Source organism: Methylobacterium sp. Leaf100, from assembly GCF_001422845.1.
Classification (GTDB): Bacteria; Pseudomonadota; Alphaproteobacteria; order Rhizobiales; family Beijerinckiaceae; genus Methylobacterium.
This window is the reverse complement of the sequence record NZ_LMMW01000007.1, coordinates 1-21,469: the sequence shown is the minus strand read 5'-3', so window position 1 is coordinate 21,469 and position 21,469 is coordinate 1. Positions and strand designations below refer to the sequence as shown.

At 69.6% G+C, this 21,469-nt stretch carries 10 protein-coding genes, 1 tRNA gene and 2 pseudogenes; 5 read left to right on the top strand and 8 right to left on the bottom strand.

What is annotated here, in order from left to right; all coding sequences use genetic code 11:
- Positions 1–312 precede the first annotated feature (312 nt).
- From ASF25_RS06230 to ASF25_RS06215, 4 genes are all read right to left on the bottom strand, one after another.
- Positions 313–1,200, bottom strand: a complete 888-nt coding sequence (locus ASF25_RS06230) for a transglycosylase SLT domain-containing protein (protein ID WP_056169013.1) — start codon at positions 1,198–1,200, stop codon at positions 313–315.
- A 214-nt stretch (positions 1,201–1,414) separates the two neighbouring features.
- A complete protein-coding gene (locus tag ASF25_RS06225) occupies positions 1,415–2,239 on the bottom strand; it encodes a Cof-type HAD-IIB family hydrolase (protein ID WP_056303936.1) in 825 nt (274 codons plus the stop codon).
- Positions 2,240–2,246: 7 nt separating this feature from the next.
- Entirely contained in the window at positions 2,247–2,801 is a 555-nt protein-coding gene (locus ASF25_RS06220; RefSeq protein ID WP_056303934.1) for a gluconokinase, read from the bottom strand.
- 174 nt (positions 2,802–2,975) lie between these two features.
- Positions 2,976–4,280, bottom strand: a complete 1,305-nt coding sequence (locus tag ASF25_RS06215; RefSeq protein WP_056303932.1) for a hypothetical protein — start codon at positions 4,278–4,280, stop codon at positions 2,976–2,978.
- Between the two features lie 262 nt (positions 4,281–4,542).
- Between ASF25_RS06215 and ASF25_RS23525 the strand changes: the two are divergent.
- Together ASF25_RS23525 and ASF25_RS06210 are read left to right on the top strand one after the other, a co-directional pair.
- Positions 4,543–4,701: pseudogene (locus ASF25_RS23525) on the top strand (sugar transporter); the annotation flags it as partial.
- Between the two features lies 1 nt (position 4,702).
- Positions 4,703–5,743: pseudogene (locus ASF25_RS06210) on the top strand (polysaccharide biosynthesis/export family protein); the annotation flags it as partial.
- A 248-nt stretch (positions 5,744–5,991) separates the two neighbouring features.
- Here ASF25_RS06210 and ASF25_RS06205 read toward each other — a convergent pair.
- From ASF25_RS06205 to ASF25_RS06190, 4 genes are all read right to left on the bottom strand, one after another.
- Complete coding sequence (locus tag ASF25_RS06205) at positions 5,992–7,368, bottom strand: aminotransferase class I/II-fold pyridoxal phosphate-dependent enzyme (protein ID WP_056175632.1); 1,377 nt, start codon at positions 7,366–7,368, stop codon at positions 5,992–5,994.
- Complete coding sequence (locus ASF25_RS06200) at positions 7,365–14,777, bottom strand: type I polyketide synthase (RefSeq protein ID WP_156368877.1); 7,413 nt, start codon at positions 14,775–14,777, stop codon at positions 7,365–7,367. Before ASF25_RS06200 ends, ASF25_RS06205 begins: the two co-directional genes overlap by 4 nt.
- 678 nt (positions 14,778–15,455) lie before the next feature.
- Positions 15,456–17,591 carry a glycosyltransferase family 2 protein gene (locus ASF25_RS06195; RefSeq protein ID WP_056304004.1) on the bottom strand — a complete coding sequence of 712 codons (2,136 nt, stop codon included), beginning with the start codon at positions 17,589–17,591 and terminating at the stop codon, positions 15,456–15,458.
- 38 nt (positions 17,592–17,629) lie between these two features.
- Positions 17,630–18,676 carry a hypothetical protein gene (locus ASF25_RS06190; protein WP_056303928.1) on the bottom strand — a complete coding sequence of 349 codons (1,047 nt, stop codon included), beginning with the start codon at positions 18,674–18,676 and terminating at the stop codon, positions 17,630–17,632.
- A gap of 267 nt (positions 18,677–18,943) precedes the next feature.
- Here ASF25_RS06190 and ASF25_RS06185 point away from each other — a divergent pair.
- From ASF25_RS06185 to ASF25_RS06175, 3 genes are all read left to right on the top strand, one after another.
- Positions 18,944–19,018: transfer RNA gene (locus ASF25_RS06185), tRNA-Val, on the top strand.
- Positions 19,019–19,371: 353 nt separating this feature from the next.
- The gene (locus ASF25_RS06180; protein WP_056175623.1) at positions 19,372–20,166 is read left to right on the top strand and encodes an ABC transporter permease; all 795 of its coding nucleotides are present in this window, start codon (positions 19,372–19,374) and stop codon (positions 20,164–20,166) included.
- 851 nt (positions 20,167–21,017) lie between these two features.
- Positions 21,018–21,305, top strand: a complete 288-nt coding sequence (locus ASF25_RS06175; RefSeq protein ID WP_056303926.1) for a hypothetical protein — start codon at positions 21,018–21,020, stop codon at positions 21,303–21,305.
- The last annotated feature ends 164 nt before the right edge of the window (positions 21,306–21,469 follow it).

The following is a 21,469-nucleotide window of genomic DNA, read 5'->3' as shown; positions in this document are numbered from 1 at the left end:
CGGAACAAACACCGAATATCAGGTCGTGCCAGCCGCCTCGTATGCAGATCGTATCGCTCGAGGCCGCGACGGCTTTCGGAAAGCCACTTGGCGGCGGAGTTCCTGTGCAGCGCAGCATGTGAGGCTGCGGGTGCAGGAGCGCAAGCGCTTCCCGGAGGCGGATTAGGAAAAAACACGGTGTCGTCCGCCTGCCCGGCACTGGCCCCGAAAAACGTCAGACCGACGAAAAGTCGGGAAAACGGGGCTGCCCGACGCGGGATCGAACCAGCCGGACCCGCGATTGATCGAAATTCGAGCGCGAGACGGGTCGTCTCACTGGTCGGCAGGCAGGGCCGTAGCTTCGAGGACCATCGCGCCGCCGGTCTTTCTCGCGACAATTTGCCGCCCCGAGACGGCGAGGAGCACCGCGGAGGGACGGCGTGGGGGCAGCGGAACTTCCACCAGGTCGCTCGGGGCGGCGTCGACGGCATGGGGGGCCGTCATGGACATCGGAGTGGTCGGCGCCGGTGCGTTGGGCGCGATGGCGACGGGGGCCGGGTCGAGGCTCGCCATGGCCGTGGGTGCGCCCGCGAGCGAGGCCGGCCGGCGCGGCGGCAGGGGAACCTCGACGCGTTCCGTCGGGACGCCGTTGGCCGTCGGGCTCGGCGCATAGGCCAGGGCGGTGTTGGCGGCGGCGAGGTTGGGATCGAGGGCCGCCGTGCGATCGAAGGCGCTGGTGAAGGCGGCGCCGGATTTCGCCCCGGAGGCGACAATGGTCACGCCCTCGGGGACATCCGCCGGGATGCCGAGGCGCTTGGCGGCGTAGTAGTAGCCGCGGTTGTAGTAGCCGTAGGCCCGGGCGAGGTCGCCCTTGGCGGTCTTGTAGGCGCCGGCGAGGTAGGCGACGCCGTAGCGCAGGTTCACCGCCGGATCGAACAGGCCGGCCGCGTCGCCCTGGTAGCCGAGGCCGCGCGCCGTGGCGGGCTTGATCTGCATGAGGCCGAGCGCGCTGCCGCCCTTGGCGTTCGGATTGTAGTTGCTCTCGCGCTTGACCACCGCGTGGACGAAGCTCGCAGGCACGCCGGCCGCGCGGGCCTGCTCCTCGATCAGCGCGTCGATGTTGTCCCGTGCGGTCTTGCCCTGGGCGCAAGCCGGCGTGGACAGGATCTGGGTCGGGACGACCAGCGCGGCGACGGCGAGGAGCAGGAGGCGCTGGTTCATGCGGTGACCCGGATCGTCCTTGTTCTGAGCGGCCAAGGTCGGGGTCAAATAAGGCTGGAAAGCGACCCGGTGCCCCAATTGCGGCGACCCGGCCGGGCTTTCCCCACGTGCTGTGGCGCACATGATACACACTCGGATAACGTGGACGGCGGTCCCGCGGCGGATTTTCCCTGTCCGCGCAACGGCCTGGCCCAACCCAGGCGCGCCACGGGGTTCAGGCCGACGGGCGGTGCAAAACGAATTCTTCGATGGCGCGGGAAAACCCCTCGCTGTCGTTGTCGGCCGTGACGGCCCCGGCCGCCGCCTTCACGTCCGGGCCCGCGTTGCCCATGGCGATGGACAGGCCGCTGCGGGCGAACATCGGCACGTCGTTGCCCGCGTCGCCCAGGGTGGCGATCCGGCTGCGGTCGATTCCGAGGCGCCGGCTCAAGGCGTCGACGAAGCCGCCCTTGCCGGCGCCGGCCGGTGTCACGTCGAGGTAGTACGCCTGGGAGCGGTGGACGTCGGCCCCCTCCCCCAGGGCGGCGGCCAGGGCCGTCTCGCAGGCGGCGAGGTGGTGGGCGTCGGCGCCGACGCCGACGATCTTGGCCGCGTGGTCGAGGAGCGGGTCGAGATCGGCCACGACGTTCGGCTCGGCCCCGAGGGTCCGCCGTTCGAGGTCTGTGTAGGGCGCGCGCGGATCGCGCAGGTTCCAGGCCCCGTGGGCGAACACCCAGATGTCGAGGCCGTCCCGGGCGAGCCGATCGACGGCCTCCCGCGCGACGGCGGCCGGGATCAGGGTCTCGGAGAGCACGGTGAGATCGGGTGCCACCAGGGTGCTGCCGTTGAACGCACCGAGCGGCAGGCGCAGGTCGAGCGCCGCCACCAGACTTCCGAGCCCCATCGGCGGGCGGCTCGACGCGACGGTGAAGCCGATGCCGGCCTGGCCGAGGCGCCTCACCGCCGCCCGGGTGGCCGGCGTCAGGCGCTTGTCCGAAGTCACCAGGGTGCCGTCCACATCGGAGATGACGAGGGCGATGGGCGGGGCGGAGGCGTCCATGGGCGGCCTATGTCTCGTTCCGGTTCTTCTCCAATCCCAGGCGGGCCGCGATCGTTGCGGCGACATCCACCGCGGGCGCGTCGATGCCGACCACGACGGCGTTCTCCTCGGGCGCCGGCGGCTCCAGGATGGCGAACTGGGTGTCGAGGAGGGAGGACGGCATGAAGTGTCCCCTGCGCTGGGCGAGCCGCCCTTCGATGAGGGCGCGGTCCCCCGCCAGGTAGGCGATCCGGACCTCGGGACGCCCGCGCACGAGGGCGTCGCGATAGGCCCGCCGCAGGGCCGAGCAGACCACCACGCCGGGCTCGCGGGTCTGGAGCCGGGTGTCGATCCAGGCCGCGATGGCCGCGAGCCAGGGCGCGCGATCATCGTCGTCCAGGGGATGGCCCGCGTGCATCTTGGCCACGTGCGCGGCGCTGTGGAAATCGTCCCCATCGACGAAAGCCCAGCCGAGGTGCTCCGCCAGGCACGCCGCCACGGTGCTCTTGCCCGAGCCCGAGACGCCCATCACCACGATCACGCCGGGACCGCCATCGAGGGACGCGAGATGGCCTGCCTGCATGCTGTACCCCGGTCCGTCAGGTGGGCCGTGTCGCCTGCCCCGAAGGCGCGGGTCAAGGGGGGAAGGGGCACGGGAAAAGGGGCACGGGAAAAGGGGCACGGAGCCGTGCCCGATGCGGCAGGATCGAACCACATTCCGAAGTCCCTGTCCCAGGACCCCGGGGCGGACCGGCCTTCACTTCGTCGCGAGAGCCGCCTCGCCCGCGCGCCCGGTCGGTTCGGCGCTGGGCATCGGCGCGGGATCGAACACCCGTGCGCGCACGCGCTGGGGCCCGAGGGTCATGGCGAAGAAATCGTAGGCGCCGGGCCGGTCGTTCGCCATGAGGAACTGGAAGTGCATGCGGAACGGCCGCCACCGGACCCTGCGGTAGGTCTCCGGGCCGATGATCTCCCGGAACCGCGCGGAGCGCACGAGGGGATTGGCGATCGGCCGGTCCCCGAGGGCCAGAGGCAGATCGCGCACGGGATTGAAGCCCGGAAAGTTCATCCAGTCCTGCGGCGCCTGATAATCGACCCAGACGAGGCGCGGACTGGTGCAGAGATCGGCGATCTCGGCGCGCAGGCCGTGCGCCCGCGGCTGGATCGCCACCAGGGGCAGGCCCGACCCGAGGGTGACGAGGGCGAGACTGGTGCTCCCCGTGCCGAGGTCCGGGTCGCGCGCCAGCAGTCGTGCGGCGACCTCGACCGCCGTCAGGGCGCCGGAGGAATGGCCGAGCAGGATCACCTCGTCGATGGGGGTCCCCGCTTCCGCGAAGGCGGCGAGGCGGGCGATCACATGGTCGGTGAAGGCGGCGAGGCGGGCCTCGTAATCCGGGCGCCAGCCCTGCCCGTGCTGCCAGTTGAACACCCAGTCGTTCAGGAGCTGCCAGAAGAAGATCCGGTTGAGCATGGCCTCGATGGCCTTCACCCAGCCGAGCCCAGCGAGGAGACCGAGGGGCACCGTCGCCCAGAGCGGCCAGCCCAGGCTGTGCCCGAATCCGTCGCCGAGATGCGCATGGACGAAGCCCGCGATGGCGAGGGTGGCCAGGACGAGGCCGACGAGGAGGACGAACGGATAGAGGATGACGTTGCCGTACTTCCAGTTGAGCCGGTAGAACCGCAGCATCTGTCCGCCGAGCACGGCGTGAAGGGTGCCGAGGACGAGGAGCCCCGCGCTGATGAGGCGCCAGCGGCGAAAGTCCCGGACCACGAGGTCGTCCCACAGCAGAACGTCGTAATGGGTCCGCGCGCTTCCCGTGGCCGGCTCGTCGGCGACGGTCCAGCTCTGGACCAGGCCGTCCGCCTCCAGGGTGGCGGGGCCGATCCTGGGCTTGGGCTGCCCGAAGCGCTTGGCGTAGCGGGTGAGTTCGCGCACGAACAGCAGCCGGTAGCGGGTGCGCCCCTCCGGGTCGTAGCCCGGGACATAGAAGATCTGGCGCCGCCGGACGGCACCCGGCATCGCCTCTGGCAGGGCCGGTGGGGTGTAGTCGAACGAGAGCATGGCGCATCGGTTTTCATGGCTTCGGGAGGTCGAAGCCTGCACGGTCAGAGACAAGGGGCACGGCGCTGAGGTTCCGGCAAGCGCCGAGACAAGGTTGTGGCAAGTATCGCGCCCCGGCGGATCGACGGCCCGTCCGGCCGGTGTACAGCGGGGATGGCGCGGGCGCTCGGCCGCTCACGGGGGGACTGTGACCCCCCCGCCACGGACAGGGCGGTGGCGATGGTCTAGGCAGCAGGTGAGAGAAACCGACAGGCGATCCTGCATGCGCGTTCTGCCCCTGGCCCTCTGCACCGCCCTGGCGGTGTCGGGCTGCTCCTCGATTCTACCCGGTGCGGGCCCGACGACGGGCGCCATCGTGGACGGGGCCGACGTGTCGACGAGCGAGGGCACGTTCGCGCGCTACGAACTCGTGGATCTGACCNCTACCCGGTGCGGGCCCGACGACGGGCGCCATCGTGGACGGGGCCGACGTGTCGACGAGCGAGGGCACGTTCGCGCGCTACGAACTCGTGGATCTGACCGCCGCCACCATCGAGGCCCTGCGCGGGCGGCCGCTGGACAGCCTGCTGGCCTCGTTCGGCGATCACCGCCCGTCCCTCGAGCCCGTCATCGGGGTGGGCGATTTCGTCGCCGTCTCCGTATGGGAGGCCGGCTCCGGCGGCCTGTTCTCCGGGCCGCTCGCCTCCGACCGCTTCTCCGCCGGCTCCAAGGCCGCCACCATTCCCGAGCARGTGGTCGCGCGCGACGGCGCCATCTCGGTGCCGTATGCCGGGCGCATCCCCGTCGCCGGACGCCGGCCCCAGGACGTGCAGGCCCTCATCGAGACCGAGCTCGCCGGCAAGGCGATCCAGCCCCAGGTTCTCGTCTCGGTGACGAAGGCGGTCTCGCAATCCGTCACCGTCTCGGGCGAGGCCGTCACCGGCGCCCGCGTGCCCCTGTCGGGCAAGGGCGACCGCCTCCTCGACGTCGTCGCCACCGCGGGCGGCGTGAAGGTGCCCGTCAACGAGACCTTCGTGCGGCTCTCGCGCGGCAACCTCACCGCCACGGTGCCGCTCACCACCGTGGTCTCCAACCCGCGCGAGAACATCTTCCTGCGCCCCAGCGACGTCCTGACCCTGGTGCGCGATCCCCAGACCTTCCTGGCGGTGGGCGCGCTCGGCAACTCCACCGAGATCCCGTTCCAGGCCGAAGGCATCACYCTCGCYCAGGCGCTGGCCAAGGCGCGCGGCCTGTCCGACTTCCAGGCGGACCCGGCCGGCACCTTCATCTTCCGGTTCGAGCCGGCCGCCGTGGTGCGCCGGCTCAAGCCCGGCAGCCCGCTGCTCGGCACGCCGCTGGTACCCGTGGTCTACCGGATCAACATGCGCGACCCCAACAGCCTGTTCCTCACCCAGGCCTTCCGCATGCGCAACCGCGACCTCGTCTACGTCTCCAACGCCCCCTTCACCGAGGTTCAGAAGGTCCGCGACCCCAACAGCCTGTTCCTCACCCAGGCCTTCCGCATGCGCAACCGCGACCTCGTCTACGTCTCCAACGCCCCCTTCACCGAGGTTCAGAAGGTGCTGTCGGTGTTCTCCACCGTCACCGCGCCCGTCGCCGCCGGTGCCTCCCTCTACGCCACCGCCCGCTGAACGGCGGACCGCCGGGTACAAAAAAACGGACCCTCACGGGTCCGTTTCTCGTTCTGGTGTGACGGTTCGAGCGGCGAGGCCTACGGCTTGCCGCGCTTCGACATCAGCTGCTCGATGAGCGAGCCGCCCTTCTCGATCTCGTGCAGTTCCTCGGCCACGGCGTCCACGGTCTCGCGGATCTGCTCCGGGGTATGCTCGGAGGTGATGAAGAAGCGCAGGCGCGAGGCCCGCTCGGGCACGGCCGGGTGGATGATCGGCTGCACGTTGATGCCGCGCTTGAACAGGCGGTCCGACAGGGTCACGGATTTCAGCGAATCGCCGACGATGACGGGAATCACCGCGAGGCCCAGGCTCGTGCCGGTGTCGAGGCCGTGCTTCTTGGCGCAGGCGAGGAACAGATTACCGTTCTGGCGCAGGCGCTCCACCCGGTGGGGCTCGGCATGCATGATCGCCAGCGCCGTCTCGGCGGCGGCGGCCAGCGGCGGGGACAGGCCGACGCTGTAGATGAAGCCGCCGGCCGTGCACTTGAGATATTCGATGAGTGCCGCCGGGCCGGCGATGTAGCCGCCGCAGGTGGAGAGCGTCTTCGACAGGGTTCCCATCCAGATGTCGACCCCATGCGGATCAACGTCGCAATGCTCGGCGAGGCCGATGCCGGTGCGGCCGAGGACCCCGAGGCCATGGGCGTCGTCGACCATCAGCCACGCATCGTAGCGCTGCTTCAGGGCGATGAGGGCGGCGAGATCCGGCGCGTCGCCGTCCATGCTGTAGAGACCCTCGACGACGATGAGCGCCCGGCGGTGCTCGTGCCGGGTGGCGCCCAGCAGGGTCTCGAGGGCATCGAGGTCGTTGTGCGCGAACGAGCGGCGCTGCGCGCCCGAAAGCTGCGCCCCGGTGACGATGCTGTTGTGGCTCAGGGAATCGTGGAAGATCACGTCGCCCGGCTCCATCAGGGCGCCGAGGGTGGTGACGTTGGTGGCGTGCCCGCTCACCATCACCACACAGGCTTCCGTGTCGTAATGGTCGGCCAGCGCTTTCTCCAGGGAGAGGTGCCCCGGGCGCTCGCCCGCGACGATGCGGCTCGCCGAGGCCGACGTGCCGAAATCCTCGATCGCCTTGGCGGCGGCGGCGTTCACGTCCGGGTGCCCGTTGAGGCCGAGGTAGTCGTAGGACGAGAAGTTGATGAACGACTTGCCGGCGATGCGGGTGCTGGCACCGGCCCGGGTCTCGTGGACCCGGAAGAACGGATTGCCGAGCCCGATGAGGTCGGCGGCCGAGCGCTGCAGGCGCAGTTCCCGGTAACCCGGCAGGGTCTCGAAGTTCTGCACCGAGGGATCCCCCGCCGGGCGCGCGGGCGCCCGCACGGGAGCGGGCCGGTTGGCGTTGCGGCCGAGGCGGTTCGTCACGAAGCCCGCGAGCGCCGCGCGCCCGCCGTCCGGTCTGGCGGGTTTGGTCACGGCAGGATTTCCTTGATGACGAGGCTGTTCTCTTCGACCAGCGCGTGGAAGGGTTCGAGGGTGCGGACGTCCACGCCCTCGCTGGCATGGCGCTGGGCGAGACTCATCACGGCGGCCGCCGCCTCGTCCACGGGGGCCGAGATCGACTGGATCAGGGTCTCGGTCAGCTCGTTGACCGTGAGCCCGGACGAGATGCCGGAGGGCGGCGCGTCGAGGGCGAAGCGCTCCTGCAGGCTGGCGCCGAGTTCGACGCCCATGAGCGAATCGAGGCCGATCTCCGAGAGGTGACGCACGCGGCTGATGTCGTCCTTCGGCAGGCGCAGGATGCGGGCGATGTCCTCGACGATGGCGTCGGCCACCGTCTTGCGCACCGTGTCGATGTCCTGGGTCTTGAGCAGCGTCCCGATGTTGATGGCCGCCACGGTGCCGGCTTCCATCTGCTGGTCCGAGCCGAGTTCGGCGTAGCTCGGGCTCTTCATGGTGGCGAGGCGCTCGCGCGCCTTGCCCCAATGCATGGAGGCGATGGCCACCACGGCGTCGTCGCTGCTGCGGCCCTGGCCCTGCAGCGCATCGGCCATGAGGTCGAGACAGTGGCGGGCATCCATCGGCGTGACGCCGACGCGGCCCGCCAGGGTCTCCATCACCGCGCGGTTGCGGGCGAGCACGCCGACATCGCCGATGGCGCCCCAGGCGACGGCGAGCGCCGGCAGCCCGGCCTTCCGCCGGCGGCGGGCGAGGCCTTCCATGAAGCCGTTGGCGGCCACATAGGAGCCTTGGCCCGGATTGCCGATGAAGGTCGTGGCCGAAGAGAACAGCACGAAGTAGTCGAGCTTTCGCGCGCGCGTGGCCGCGTCGAGGTGCTCGGCCCCGATCACCTTCGGGCGGATGACCGCGTCGAGGGCCGCCGCGTCGATGTTGGCGATGAGCCCGTCCTGCAGCACCATGGCGCCGTGGATCACGCCGGCGAGTTTCCTGCCCCCGCGCTCCACGTCCGCCAGCAGGGCATCCACCGCCTTGCGGCTGGTGATGTCGCAGGCCTTGGCCTGGACCTCGACGCCACGGGCGGTCAATTCGGCCACGAGGGCCTTGGCGTCCTCGCTCTCGGCGCCCTTGCGGCCGACCAGCACGATGCGCCTGGCGCCGCGGTCGGCGAGCCAGCGCGCGGCCTCCAAGCCGAAGCCGCCAAGGCCGCCGGTGACGAGGTGGACGCCGTCCGGCGCGATGGTGAAATCGGAGGTCGGGGCCATCATCACGCTGCCGGCCTTCGGCGGCGCGATGACGATCTTACCGACGTGCCCCGATTGCTGCATCAGCCGGAACGCGTCGGAGACCTCGTCGGAGGTGAAAGGCTGATACGGCAGCGGCTTGAGGCCGCCTTCGTTGAACAGGGCCATGACCTCGCGGAACAGCCGCGCCCCGTCCTCGCCCTGATGCTGCAGCACCTGATCGAGGTCGACGCCGAAGTAGGACAGGTTCCGGCGGAACGGACGCAGGCCGATATGGGTGTTGGCGACGTAGTCGCGCTTGCCCAATTCGATGAAGCGGCCGAACGGCTTGAGGCAGTTGAGGCTGCGCTCCATGGCCTCGCCGAACAGGCTGTTGAGGACCACGCCGACGCCGTCGCCGGTGATGCGGCGGACATCGTCCACGAAGGCGAGCGAGCGCGAATCGAGGACATGCTCGGCGCCCAGGGCCTTCACCAGGGCGCGCTTCTCGCGCGATCCGGCGGTGGCGATGACGCGGGCGCCCTTGAGCTTGGCGATCTGCAGGGCCGCGAGGCCGACGCCACCGGCGCCACCATGGACGAGGACCCACTCGCCACGCCGCAGGCGGGCGCAGCTCACGAGGCCGTAATAGGCCGTCAGGAAGGCGACCGGAACCGTGGCGGCGGCCTGCGCGTCGAGTCCGGGAGGGCTCGGCGCCACCACGAGCTCGGGCACGACGATGTGGGTCGAGAAGCCCGACTGCGCGAAGGCGACGACGCGGTCGCCGACCTTGAAGGCGCTGACGCCGCTGCCGACGGACAGGACCCGGCCGGCGACTTCGAGGCCGAGGCGCGGACCCGCGAACCCGTCCTCGAGGATCTCCTCGGGCAGCATCGACAGCGCCCAGAGCACATCGCGGAAGTTGAGGCCGGTGGCCTCGACGGCGATCTCGACCTCGCCGCGTCCGGGGGCCCGGCGCTCGGCCGGGCCCCAGGCCATTTCGTTGAGGCCGCCGGTGTTGCTGCGCTCCAGGCGGGCGGCGGGAGCCGGCACCGCGTCGGCGGCGGGCCGGCGCGCGATCTGGCCCGGCGCGAACCGGATCACCCGGGTCTGGTCGGCGTCGAGGATGATCTCGGTCTCGGTCGTTCCCGACAGGATGAGGTCGCGCAGGCGTTCTGCCGCGAGCTTGGTCGAGAGGGCGTCGGTGACGTCGATGCGGCGCACGTCGAGGTTGGCGACCTCGTTGGCGAGAGTCCGAGTAAAGGCCCAGACGCCGGCCTCGACGGAGCCGTCGACATCGCCGTCGTCGCGTGTGGCACCGGGACAGACCACCCACAACCGGGTCTGGCGGCTGCCGAGATGCTCGACGCAACGCTTCAGGCTGAGGCAGCGGTCGCGCAGGCGGTCGGAGGCCGCTCCCTCGGTGTTGAAGGCACCGGCGAGGAACACCACCGTGTCGGGCGTTTCGCGCTCGAGTTCGAGGAGCGACTGCTCGGAATCGAGGATGATGGAGACGTGGACGCCGCCGGCCACCAGCAGGGTCGCCAGCGACGAGGCGGTTTCGGCCGCGTAGCCGTCGTGCGAGCCGATAACGAACGCGAAAGTCTGGCCGGCGGCCGGCCGGGCGCGCACGGGTGCCTCGGCGATGAACAGAAGGTCGTCGCCATTGTCGGAGACCGCACGATCGACGGCGATCCGGACGAGGCCGGTGTCGCTGAGCGACCGCTGCCAGCCGGTGATGTCGTCGAGGCGCCCCATGGGCATGTCGCCGGCGACGTCGAACCAGTCCGGCGTCAGGCCGAACACGAGGTCGCGGAACAGGGACGCACCGGGCTCGACGGCGATGAGGAAGCCGCCTGTGGCCAGCGCATCGGCGACGAGCTGAAGGACGCCACGCTCGGCGCGGTGAAGCACGTCGCTCGCGAGGATCGCGTCGAACCCGCCGGGGGTGAGTTCGGCGGCGTCCTCGATGACCGTGACGCCGCGCGGCAGGGCGAGGCGGGCACGCTCGGCCAGGCGACGGTCTGCCTCGAACACCGAAAGCTGTGCCTCGATCCCGTCCGCGAAGGCCGCGGCCTGGGCCGACAGGGGGCCGAAGCCGACCTGGAGCACCCGCAGGGCACGGTCGCGCGGCAGGGTGGCGGCACCCTGCTCGACGATTCGCGCGATGACATCAGCCGAAGCGCGGGCGGTGGCGCTGCGCAGGATGAAGGCGTCGAGGGCGTTCTGCGACAGGGTCGGGGCGTGGACGAGGTCGCCGGCGAGAAGACGGCCGACGACGGCGCCGATATCGGCGGTCAGCACGAGTTCGGCCGAGAGGTCGGGGTGATCGGCGGCGATCCAGCGCATGATCTCGTCGGGCGCTGGCAGGGTCACGTCCTTGCGCAGGGTCCAACGCTCGCCGTCGAGGGTGGCGAGACCGCTGCTCTCCAGGGCGAACAGGGCGTTCAGCAGCCAGGGGCGCATGGCCTCGGGCACGCGCTCGTCGATGGCGACGGTGCCCGAACGCTGCAGGCCTTCCGCGAGGCGGTAGGCCATGGAGGTGGCCCAGCCTTCGAGGAGCAGGTGGCCGGGGGCGAGGGGCGCCTCGGGCGCGGCGAAGGCCGCCTTGGCCTGGGGCCGCACGGCATCGGCGATGCGCTGGCGCCGGTCGAGGGGGATCGCCGTCGGTTCGGTGGCGAGCTCCGGGCGCTGCGCGATGGCGTAGGCCGCGAGTTCGTTGGTGTTCTTGGTGCGCAGGGCCTGGAAGCGGCCCTCGCGCAGGGTGGCGATGACCTCGCCCGTCGCGTCCACCAGGGTGAAGTCGGCCAGGATGCTGCGCTCGTTGGCGCGGCGTGTCCGGATCATTGCCCGGGCGATGACGGCACCCGGCCGGACGAGGCGGATCTCGCCGAAGCGCACCGGCACGTAGGCCTTGGTCGAGCCCTCGCCCATGAGGCCGGCGAACAGCAGGATCAGGCCGTGGAAGCACGAATCGAGGCGCGCCGGCACGAGGCCGAAGCGGTCGTCGGCTTGCGCCGGCACGAGATCGGAGACGATGGTGGTCTCGTCGAGGCGCGCAGACAGGGCGACCTGACGGAAGCTCGGGCCGAAGCCGAGGCCGGAGGCGGCGGCGATGCGGTAGAGGGCCTCGCCGTCGACGGCCTGCTCGCCCGGCTCGGGGATGTCCTGGCGGGCGGGCGGCTGGAACGTGCCGTCGACGATCTTCGCCGCGGCGTGGAGCTGCCAGGCGGCCTGGGTCAGGCGCGGCCGGCTCAGGATCTGGATGCCGTTGCCCGAGCCCGCGACCCGGACCATGACCTCGCGCAGGGATTCCTCCCCGAACACCATCGGCGACTGGATCTCGAACTCGGCCAGCACGACGGTGTCGCTGCGCATGACCTCGCGGGCGACGCCGAGCGCCATTTCGATGAAGGCCGCACCGGGCAGGATCGCCTGTCCGTCGATGCGGTGATCGTCGAGTTCCGGCACCGTGGCGATGTCGACGTGGCCGTGCCATTCGAGGCCGTCGACGGTGACGCGCGAGCCGTAGAGCGGGTGGTAGGCGCGCGGCGTGGTGGCGCCGACGCCTTCGGTGGTCTCGGCGAGGCGGAAGGAGCGGCGCTGCCACGGATAGAGTGGCAGGGACACGTCGCCCTTCGGGTTCTGGCCGAACACCGTGGTCTCGTCCACGGCCGCACCCTGCACGAGGGCGGCGGCCACGGTCCGGGCGATGGGGTCGCCGCCGGCCTGCTTGCGGTGGAGGACGCCGATGGTGGCGTTCTCGATGCCGAGCGGCTCGATGGCGTCGCCGATATGCGACAGCAGGGTGGCGCGGGGGCCGACCTCGACGAAGACGCGCGCCCCCTGGCGGGTGGCTTCCTGTACGGCCTGGGCGAAGCGCACGGGCTCGCGGATGTTGCGCCACCAGTAGCCGGCCCCGAACTCGGAGCCCGCCAGCACCGTGCCGGTCACGGTGGAGACCATGGCGGTGGCGCCCGCATGGGGCTTGAGGCCGGCGAGATCGCGCAGGAGCGGCTTCTCGGTCGGATTCATCAACCGGCCGTGGAAGGGATATTCGAGATCGAGCTTGCGCCCGCGGCGGCGCTTGCGCGCGAGCGCCTTCATGGCGGCGTCGATGTCGGCCACCGGGCCCGCGACCGTGATGGCCTTGGGGCTGTTGTAGGCGGCGATGTCGAGGCTCGGGTAATCCTTCAGGAACAGCTCGATCTCGTCGGCGGGCGCGAGCAGCACCGCCATGGTGCCGAGGCCGCGCGTCGATTCCTGATGCTGGCTGCGGAAGAAGATCACCTTCACGGCCTGCTCGAGGGTGAGGATGCCGGCGGCTTCCGCCGCAGCGATCTCGCCGACGCTGTGGCCGAGCACGTATTTCGGGTTGAGGCCGCGCGCCCGCAGTGCCGTGGTCGAGGCGCTGGAGATGGCGAAGATCAGGGGCTGGGAAACGCGGGTGAGCACGAGGCGCGCGTCGAGGTCCTCGGCGAACAGGGCCTCCTTGAGGGACCAGTCCGAGAGCTTGAGGAACAGGGTGTCGATGCGGTCGAAGGCGGCGCGGAAGACCGCGTTCTCCTCGTAGGCCTCGCGGCCCATGCCGGCCCACTGGCTGCCGTTGCCGGAATAGACGAAGGCGACCTCGGCCGAGCGGTCGACGGCGGTGCCGATGAGGGCGGCGTCCGTATCCTCGGACTCGCCGACGGCACGCAGGACCGTCGGCAGGTCGGCGTCGAGGGCGATGGCGAGGCGCGACGAAAGGCGCTCGCGGCGATGCGCGGCGGCGGCGGCGATGCGGGCGACCTCGGCCGGCGCGGCACCGTCGAAACGCTCGGCGTAGTCGAGGGCGAGCTCGTTGAGGGCCGCGCGGCTCTGGGCCGACAGCAGCAGGACCTCGGGCGCCCGGGTGGTCTCGGCCTTGGCGGCGACCCGCGCGCCGTCGGTGAGGACGATGTGCGCGTTGGTGCCGCCGAAACCGAAGGAGTTGACGCCGGCGAAGCGCTCGGCCGTTCCGCGCGGGATCGCGAGTGGCTTGTTCAGCACCTGCAGGTTCAGGTCGGTGAACGGGATGTCGGGGTTGAGTTCGGCCGCGTGCAGAGAGGCCGGCACGAAGTCGTGCTCGAGGGCGAGACTGGCCTTGAGCAGGCCGGCGAGGCCCGAGACCGGCTCGGTGTGGCCGATGTTGCTCTTGATGGAGCCGATGGGCAGGGGCTCGCGCCGGGGCTTGCCGAGCTTACCGCCGATGGCGCCGGCCTCGATGGGGTCGCCCACGGGGGTGCCGGTGCCGTGCGCCTCGACGAAGACGACCTTGTCGAGGTCGATCTCGGCCTCGCGGTAGACCTGCTCCAGAAGCGCGCCCTGCGCATAGCCCGAGGGAAGCGAGATGCCGGTGGTGCGGCCGTCGGAATTGACGCCGCTCGCCGCGATGACGCCCCGCACGGTGTTGCCGTCGCGGGCCGCGGCTTTGGCCGATTGCAGCACGAGGACCACGCCGCCCTCGGAGCGGACGTAGCCGTCGGCCTGGGCCGAGAACGCGCTGCACAGGCCGCGGCGCGACAGCATCTGGGCGTTGGAGAAGCAGATGAAGTTGAATGGGCTCGCCAGCAGGTTGACGCCGGCCACCACGGCCGTGTCGATCCGGCCGCTGGCGATGGCGGCCACCGCCGCGTCGAGGGCGACGAGGGACGACGAGCAGGCGGTGTCGACGGTGAAGCTCGGGCCCTTGAGGTCGTAGATGTACGAGATGCGGTTCGACAGGATCGAGAGGGTGTTGCCGGTGGCCGCGTAGGCGTCACCCGAGGCGGTGTCGAGGATTCGCAGGTTGCCGTAATCCAGCGACGAGGCGCCCACGAACACGCCGATGGGGGTGCCGGCCACGGCGGAGGGACGCAGGCCCGCATCCTCCAGGGCTTCCCAGGTCAGTTCGAGCAGGAGCCGCTGCTGCGGGTCCATCTGCTCGGCCTCGCGCGGCGAGATGCCGAACACGCCCGGATCGAACGACCAGATCTCGTCGAGGATGCCCGCCGACCAGGTGTAGCTCTTGCCGCGCTCCTGGGCGCGGGGATGGCCGAACCGGCTGAGCGACCAGCGATCCTCGGGGATCTGGCCCACGGCGCAGCGGGCTTCCGTCAGGAGCTGCCACAGACCCTCGACGTTCGAGGCTCCCGGGAGGCGGCAGGCACGACCGATGATCGCGATGTCTGTACGTTGAGTCACGTTCGATTCGCACACGCTCTTGAACGGGGAACGAGACCGGCCTCGAAAAGAGGCCGGGCAATCCGTCCGATCCTTAGTATGGCACCAGGGCGGTGTCCAACACGGGGAAGAAGGGACGGGCGAGGCTTGGCGCGACGAAAGAACATCCTGTCGCGCATCATGATGCGTGGCCCGCCTGCTCCGAACGGAGACCGGTGGCGGGACCGGAAATCGAACGGATCAGGCGTCGCGGATCAGCGGTCGCGACCCTGGCGGCCCCGACAAGAGAGCTTCGCCCCCCCTCATCGCGGTGCCCTGCATGCGGTCCGGAATCGACTGACGAGGATGGGCCATGGGGTTCCCGGCTGCCTTCGTGGATCGGATCGGGGACGCGTGATCCTTATGCCCGTGATCCTCGATCCCGACGGGCGGGACACAGGACTTTCGGGCGGTGCCGCTTTCACGGTTGCGGGCGTGCTTATCATCCCGACTTCGAGCAATTCCAAGGCAATCGTGTCACCGGGAGGACACACACCAGCGGGATCACGGCCTCCGTCGGGGATCCGGGATGGTGCAGCGCGCCAGTTCGCGTCGAATTGTCACCGCAGCGCAACATCGCCCTTGGCGTGTGGCTTTGGCGCCTGACCTCGTGTGACCTGGCGCCGGGCGGCACCGGGGCCCGGACGCATCGGTCCGGTCTCACAGGCGGAAATGCGCCGCCGTGCGGGACAGGTTGGGATTGTAGTACGGGTCGGCCCGAAGCTGCGGCTCCCAGCGCGCCTGCATCACCCGCATCTCGGCCTCGAACCGGGTGCGCTTCTCCGGCGTGTCCTCGGGTCCCCGGCTCTTCGATTCGTGGTGGACGAGGCGGGCGTACGGCGTCCACAGGTTGCGGTAGCCGGCCTCGCGCAGGCGCAGGCACAGGTCGACGTCGTTGAAGGCGACGGCCAAGTGCGCGGCATCGAAGCCGCCGACCCGCGCGAACGCCTCGGCCCGCACGGCGAGGCACGCCCCGGTGACGGCGGAGACCTCCTGGGTCAGGACCATGCGGGCGAAGTAGCCCGGCTCCTCCCCCGGCAGGCCGGGATGGCTGTGCCCGGCGACCCCGCCGATGCCGAGCACGATGCCGCCGTGCTGCAGGGTGCCGTCCGGATAGAGCAGCTTGGCGCCGACCGCGCCGACGCTCGGATCGAGGGCGAGGGAGACCATCTCGGCGAGCCAGCCGGGCTCGACGATCTCGACGTCGTTGTTGAGGAACAGCAGCACCGCGCCGGTCGCGGCCGCGGCCCCCCGGTTCGACAGGTCGGAGAAGTTGAACGGGCCCGGCACGGGCAGGATTCGCAGGCGCGCCTCCTCCGCATAGGACGCGAACAGGGCATCCGTCGCCGGCTCGCTGCTGTCGTTGTCCACGACCACCACCTCGATGTCCGGGTAGTCGGTCGCACCGAACAGGCCGCGCAGGACCGTCCCCAGGAGCTCGGCCCGGTCGCGGGTGGGGATGATGATGGAGACGCGCGGAGCCGGGTGGGGCAGGGGCCGCACGAGCCGGTTGAAACCCAGCGGCCCGCGTTCGGCACGGGCGCCGAAGGGCGCGGCCACCTCCGCGAGCGCGCGCAGACGGGCGGTCTCGGCCTGCGCCAGGGCACGGTCGGAGAAGGTGCCGGAGCCCCCGGCGGCGCGCCAGTGATAGAGCACCTTCGGGATGTGACGTACGCGCGCGGGCGCGAGCCCCTGCGTCAGGCGCAGGAGCAGGTCATGGTCCTGGCTGCCCTCGAAGCCCGGACGCAGGCCGCCGAGCGCCCGCACCGCGGCGGTGCGCACCACCGCGAGGTGATTGATGTAGTTCTGCCCGTAGAGCAGCTCACGGTCGAAGCCGGACTTGAAGTGCGGCTCGAACCGGCGCCCGCGTCCGTCGATCTTGTCCTCATCGCTGTAGATCAGCACGAGATCGGGGTCGGCGCGGATGGCCGCCCCCACATGGAACAGGGCGGTCTCGGCGAGCACGTCGTCGTGGTCGAGGAAGGCCACGTAGGCGCCGCGCGCCAGGGCGAGGGCCTCGTTGGTGGCCCGCGCGATATGGCCGTTCACGGCCCGCCGCGTCACGCGGATGCGGGAATCGGCGGCGGCGTGGGCCGCGAGGATCCGGACGATCGCCGGATCGGTGGAGGCATCGTCGGCGACGCAGAGTTCCCAATGGGGCGAGAGCTGTGCCCGGACCGAGCGCAGGGCCGCTTCCAGCACCGCGGGCGCGGGATCGTGAACCGGCATCAGGACGGAGATCAGGGGCGGGTCGACCCAGGCGGCGGCCTCGGCGCGCAGGCGGGCCCGCTCGGGGGCGGTCAGGGTGTCGAAGCGGCGGATCCAGGCGGCGTACCCGGTGCCGCGGCGCTGTCCGAGGGCGGCGGAGAGCAGGCCGCGCCCGCGCACCTTGAGGCCGAGGGCGCGCCAATAGACGGCACGAACGGTGAGGCGGGGCGCCCGCAGCACGGCATGGGCCACAAGGGCGAGGCGCCCGCGCCGGTGGATCGCCACATCCACGAGGGCGAAGGGTCGGCCCGGCGCCAGGGGGGAGAGGACGAGGGCGCGGAGTGCCTCGGGCAGGCGTCCGGTCCAGGCGAACCGGTCGCCGCCCAAGGCCTCCTCCTGCAGGACCGCGCCGTGTCGGCCTTCGCACAGGACGGTCACGAGCAGGCGAGCAATCCCGCCGCTGCCGGCATCGCGGAACCGGATCGTCACCCAGGCGCCGTCGAGGTCGGCCCCGGCGAGGTCGAGGTGCAAGCCGCCGCCCTCGGCCGTGAAGGCACGGATTCCGCCCGGCAGGCGGGCCGACGGCATCGCGCCCGGATGATCGCGCCCCGGGTCCCGGCCCATGCTCAGACGGTCCAGCCCTTGGCCACGGCGTCGCGCACGGCGTCCGCCATGGCGACGTCGAACACGAGCATGTCCTGGGCCGCCCGCAGGCCGCGCAGGCGTGCCGCCAGTGCCAGGACGGTCTCTGGGATCGGCTCGGGCTCGGGCACGACGGCCTCGACCCCGAGGCGATCGAACACCGTGGTGGCGAAGGCCTCGTAGAATTCGCGGTGGCCGACGACGTTGACGCGGGCCAGGATCTCGATGGCGACGATGGAATTGCCCGGGGTCATCCGATCGTTGGGCAGCTTGGTGCCGAACTGGCGAGCCAGGGGATTGTACAGCAGGTGATACGCCCCCTCGGGCATCATCTTGAAGAAGCGCTTGAGGCTCTTCGGGTCGTCGAAGTCGTAATCGCCCGTGAAATCCGCCGCCTCGGCGAGACCGCCGAGGCGCCAGGCCTGGGCCGGATCGGCCGCGACGGCGGCCCGCGCCTTCAGCCACAGCATCCGCGTCGCCATCTCGGTGTAGGGATCGTGGATCAGGGCGGTGGTGATGAAATCGTCGCTGGCGAAGAAGCCCTCGTAGCGCGGGACGATGATGGCGCCGGACACGAAGGACGAGGCCAGCCAGGGGCTCTCGAACAGCACCCGCAGCACTTCGTCGGACAGGCGCCCGACTCCGAGGTAGCTCTGCTGGAATCGGTCGAACAGAGCCGCGGGGATGCGGGTCTCCGGCACGATGCTGGTGTCGACGAGCAGGACCTTGCCCGTCCGGAGCCCATCCTGGCGGATGCGCCGGTAGATCAGGACGTTGGTGTCGGTGTCGTAGATCTCGACGCGCCGCGCCTCGGCCAGCCCTGGCACCTCCTCGGGGGTGAGCCGGAAGACGCAGTGCCCGGTGGAGTGCCAGCCGTTGGCCCGGATGCCGTCATCCGTGATCGTGGCCGGGATCTCGGCGACGCGCCGGCCCTCCACGGCGACGAAGACGCGGCTGATGGCCAGGGGGTTGTCCGGGACCACCCAGAACCTGATCTCGGCACCCAGGTCGTGATCGACGTAGAACCGCATTCCTCACCGTTGCTCGATGGCCCGGAGCCGTGCCCGATCCGCTCGGATCGCGCCTCCGGCTCCTTGTCCCTACCGTGGCACTCGCCGCTCGCCCGACGCCGCCTCCCTCGAGGAGGCCGCCGAACGGGCCGGCTCCGGCCCTTAGCGTACTTTGAGGATCGGCGCAGGAAAATGGATCATGGTCCATGATCGGAGCGCGCCTTTGCGCTTGCGCCCCCCAAAACCAGAAGCTATAGCCCCCTCACCGGCGGCGAACGCAGCCGGTGAGGGCGCTTAGCTCAGCGGTAGAGCACTACCTTGACATGGTAGGGGTCACAGGTTCGAACCCTGTAGTGCCCACCATCTCACCTCCTGGCGACACGGGGATTTCCCTGGCCAAAGGCGAGTTGGTGATCAGTGATCGCAGGTTCAGCGAACCTGCCTGCGGGGAAGACCGGACATGGACCGGTTTCTCACCTGAACCCATCCCACGACGACATCGAAGTCTTTGGATTTGCGGCCGTATCGAGCCGGCCTGCGGCCGCGGCCGCGTCGGCCATTGCCACGCCCGCCATCTGGCAGAAGCACGAAACGCGCTGCTCCCTATGCACCTTCGCACACCGACCGCGCCGAAGCGTCGGGGGAGCGCGACTGCGCATTTTTGACCAGATCTCCCGCTAGGCGCGACGCACGCCACACCGCCCGAGACCCACCCCATGGTCACCTTCAAAGCAAAGACGCATGTCGCGCGAAGCGATTGGGAGGTCTACGCACACGTCATTCATGCACTGATGCTCCGCGACATGCGGACCCGGTTCGGCGCCTCGTATTGGGGCTACGTCGTCGTCATCCTGTGGCCCGTCGCGCACATCTTCCTGATCGTCGGCCTCATGGCCTTTCGCGGCATGCCGTCGCCTCTGGGCGACAGCGTGATCCTGTTCATCGCAACCGGTGCCGTTCCGGCCCTGGTGTTTCAATACACGTCCCGCGAGGCGATGAAGGCGATCGTCTCCAGCAAACCCCTGACCTATTATCCGCAGGTAAAGCTCTTCGATCTGATCGTCGCGCGATTCATCGTCGAGGCGGTCAAAGGATTCACCGGCCTCATCCTGATTTTCTTCATCCTGGTTTGCTTCGGCGTGGATCCGATCCCGGACGAACCGATCATGGCGGTCGGCGGATACTGTGCCGCCCTACTCCTCGGTCTCGGCATCGGGGCGATCAATGTCGGAATCCTGTCGTTCTTTCCCGGATGGCAGATCGGATACATCCTCGTCACGATCACGTTCTACCTGACGTCCGGTGTTTATTTCCTGCCGCAATTCATGCCGCCACAGATCTACGAGATCATGAAATGGAACCCGATGGTGCAGATCATCGAGTGGGTCCGCCTCGGGTACTATACGCAACTCGGCGTGAACGTTGATTACCTCTACGTTCTGGGGATGGGATTCGGAACGTTGACCCTCGGACTCATCATGGAGCGAACGCTGGTTCGCCGCTTGGCGTAAGGCAACGGCCCTCCTCCCTTCCCGCGTACGGGCAACGCAGCCCCCGGCGCCTTTCTGGCCCGGGGCCTTCTCGCAGGAGCACCCCTTCACCTTTCCGCCGCTCCGGCTCGGCCCGACCGGGCGTCACTGTGGAGCGAGGGCGGGGCCGCTCCGCGACGCCGCGAGCAAGGGCCGGTCCTGATCCTGCGGTCGTTCGACGGCCACCGGCGTCGGACCACAGGAAGGGAAGCCAGCGCAAGGCCCGGCCAACCCCGCGCCCACCGCCTGCTGCAGCCGAATCTCCGACGATGGGGGAGATCCCTTGCTCTGCGAAGCCCGATACGTCGAAGCCGGGTCCCGTCGCTTAGCCGGTGCCGTCCAACCCGAAGCCAGCGCCCACACGAGTTTATACTAACATACATTAGCTCATCATTCGAATACGAAGGTTTCCTTTGCGCTATACAGTATCAGTTGACACTAAATCCAGCATATCAATGTAGTTCTCGGCAATCGAGATCGATTTCCGCAGCGATTCTCGCGCAAGGGCCCATGTTCTACAACTAAATCTGAAGCTGTTTGTCGAGGCTTTTGATAACCAAATATTCCTCCACCGCAAAGAGAGAAAAATACCGCGATCAAGCCATAGGATCGATCCATTGAATTCAATTAAATTCTGACATCGAGAATTTCATCGTCGGATGCGCCACGGAACCAAGTAACCGATGGGAATTCGTAAAAAATTCCTTGCCAAATCATCCGCACGACGCTTACAAAGCATTGCCAACCGCCAAGTCTCCATCCCTTTGGGCTGAAAGACATTCGCCAGCCCTCTCGGTCCAGGGGTGACAATGCTCGCGTCGCACGAACTGGGAATGCTTTCCAACGAGCCGAATGCTGGTCCTTCGCCGGACAGCAGATCGGACCAGGGCGTCGAGAGGCAGATCGAACAGCGCGGCTCCGTATCGCAGCCCCGCCCCTCGGCCGGGCGGGCCTACCGGGCCATCTTGCTGGCGGCCGACGGACGGATCGCGAGGCTCTCCCGGCTCGACGCCCAGGACGATGCGGAAGCCCTCGTCCGGGCGGCCGGGATGGTCGATGGACATGCCGTCGAGTTGTGGGACGGCAGCCGCTTCATCGCGCATTTCCCGTCGGTGGATTAGAGCCGTGTCCGGTTGGGTTGAATCATGGGGTATCGGGCGGGCTGCGGATCTGATTCGATGTCGGGCTTTTCAAGGAGAGCGGGATGCCGTCAGCCTTATCGGTGGATCTGCCCTGTGGATCTACCATAAGCCGCGCGGTCTGGTGACGACGGCACGCGATCCGG

Coding starts and splice junctions, on each gene's coding strand:
- ASF25_RS06230 (WP_056169013.1), bottom strand. CDS start 1,200: ATGAACCAGCGCCTCCTGCTCCTCGCCGTCGCCGCGCTGGTCGTCCCG.
- ASF25_RS06225 (WP_056303936.1), bottom strand. CDS start 2,239: ATGGACGCCTCCGCCCCGCCCATCGCCCTCGTCATCTCCGATGTGGAC.
- ASF25_RS06220 (WP_056303934.1), bottom strand. CDS start 2,801: ATGCAGGCAGGCCATCTCGCGTCCCTCGATGGCGGTCCCGGCGTGATC.
- ASF25_RS06215 (WP_056303932.1), bottom strand. CDS start 4,280: ATGCTCTCGTTCGACTACACCCCACCGGCCCTGCCAGAGGCGATGCCG.
- ASF25_RS06195 (WP_056304004.1), bottom strand. CDS start 17,591: ATGCCGTCGGCCCGCCTGCCGGGCGGAATCCGTGCCTTCACGGCCGAG.
- ASF25_RS06190 (WP_056303928.1), bottom strand. CDS start 18,676: ATGCGGTTCTACGTCGATCACGACCTGGGTGCCGAGATCAGGTTCTGG.
- ASF25_RS06180 (WP_056175623.1), top strand. CDS start 19,372: ATGGTCACCTTCAAAGCAAAGACGCATGTCGCGCGAAGCGATTGGGAG.
- ASF25_RS06175 (WP_056303926.1), top strand. CDS start 21,018: ATGCTTTCCAACGAGCCGAATGCTGGTCCTTCGCCGGACAGCAGATCG.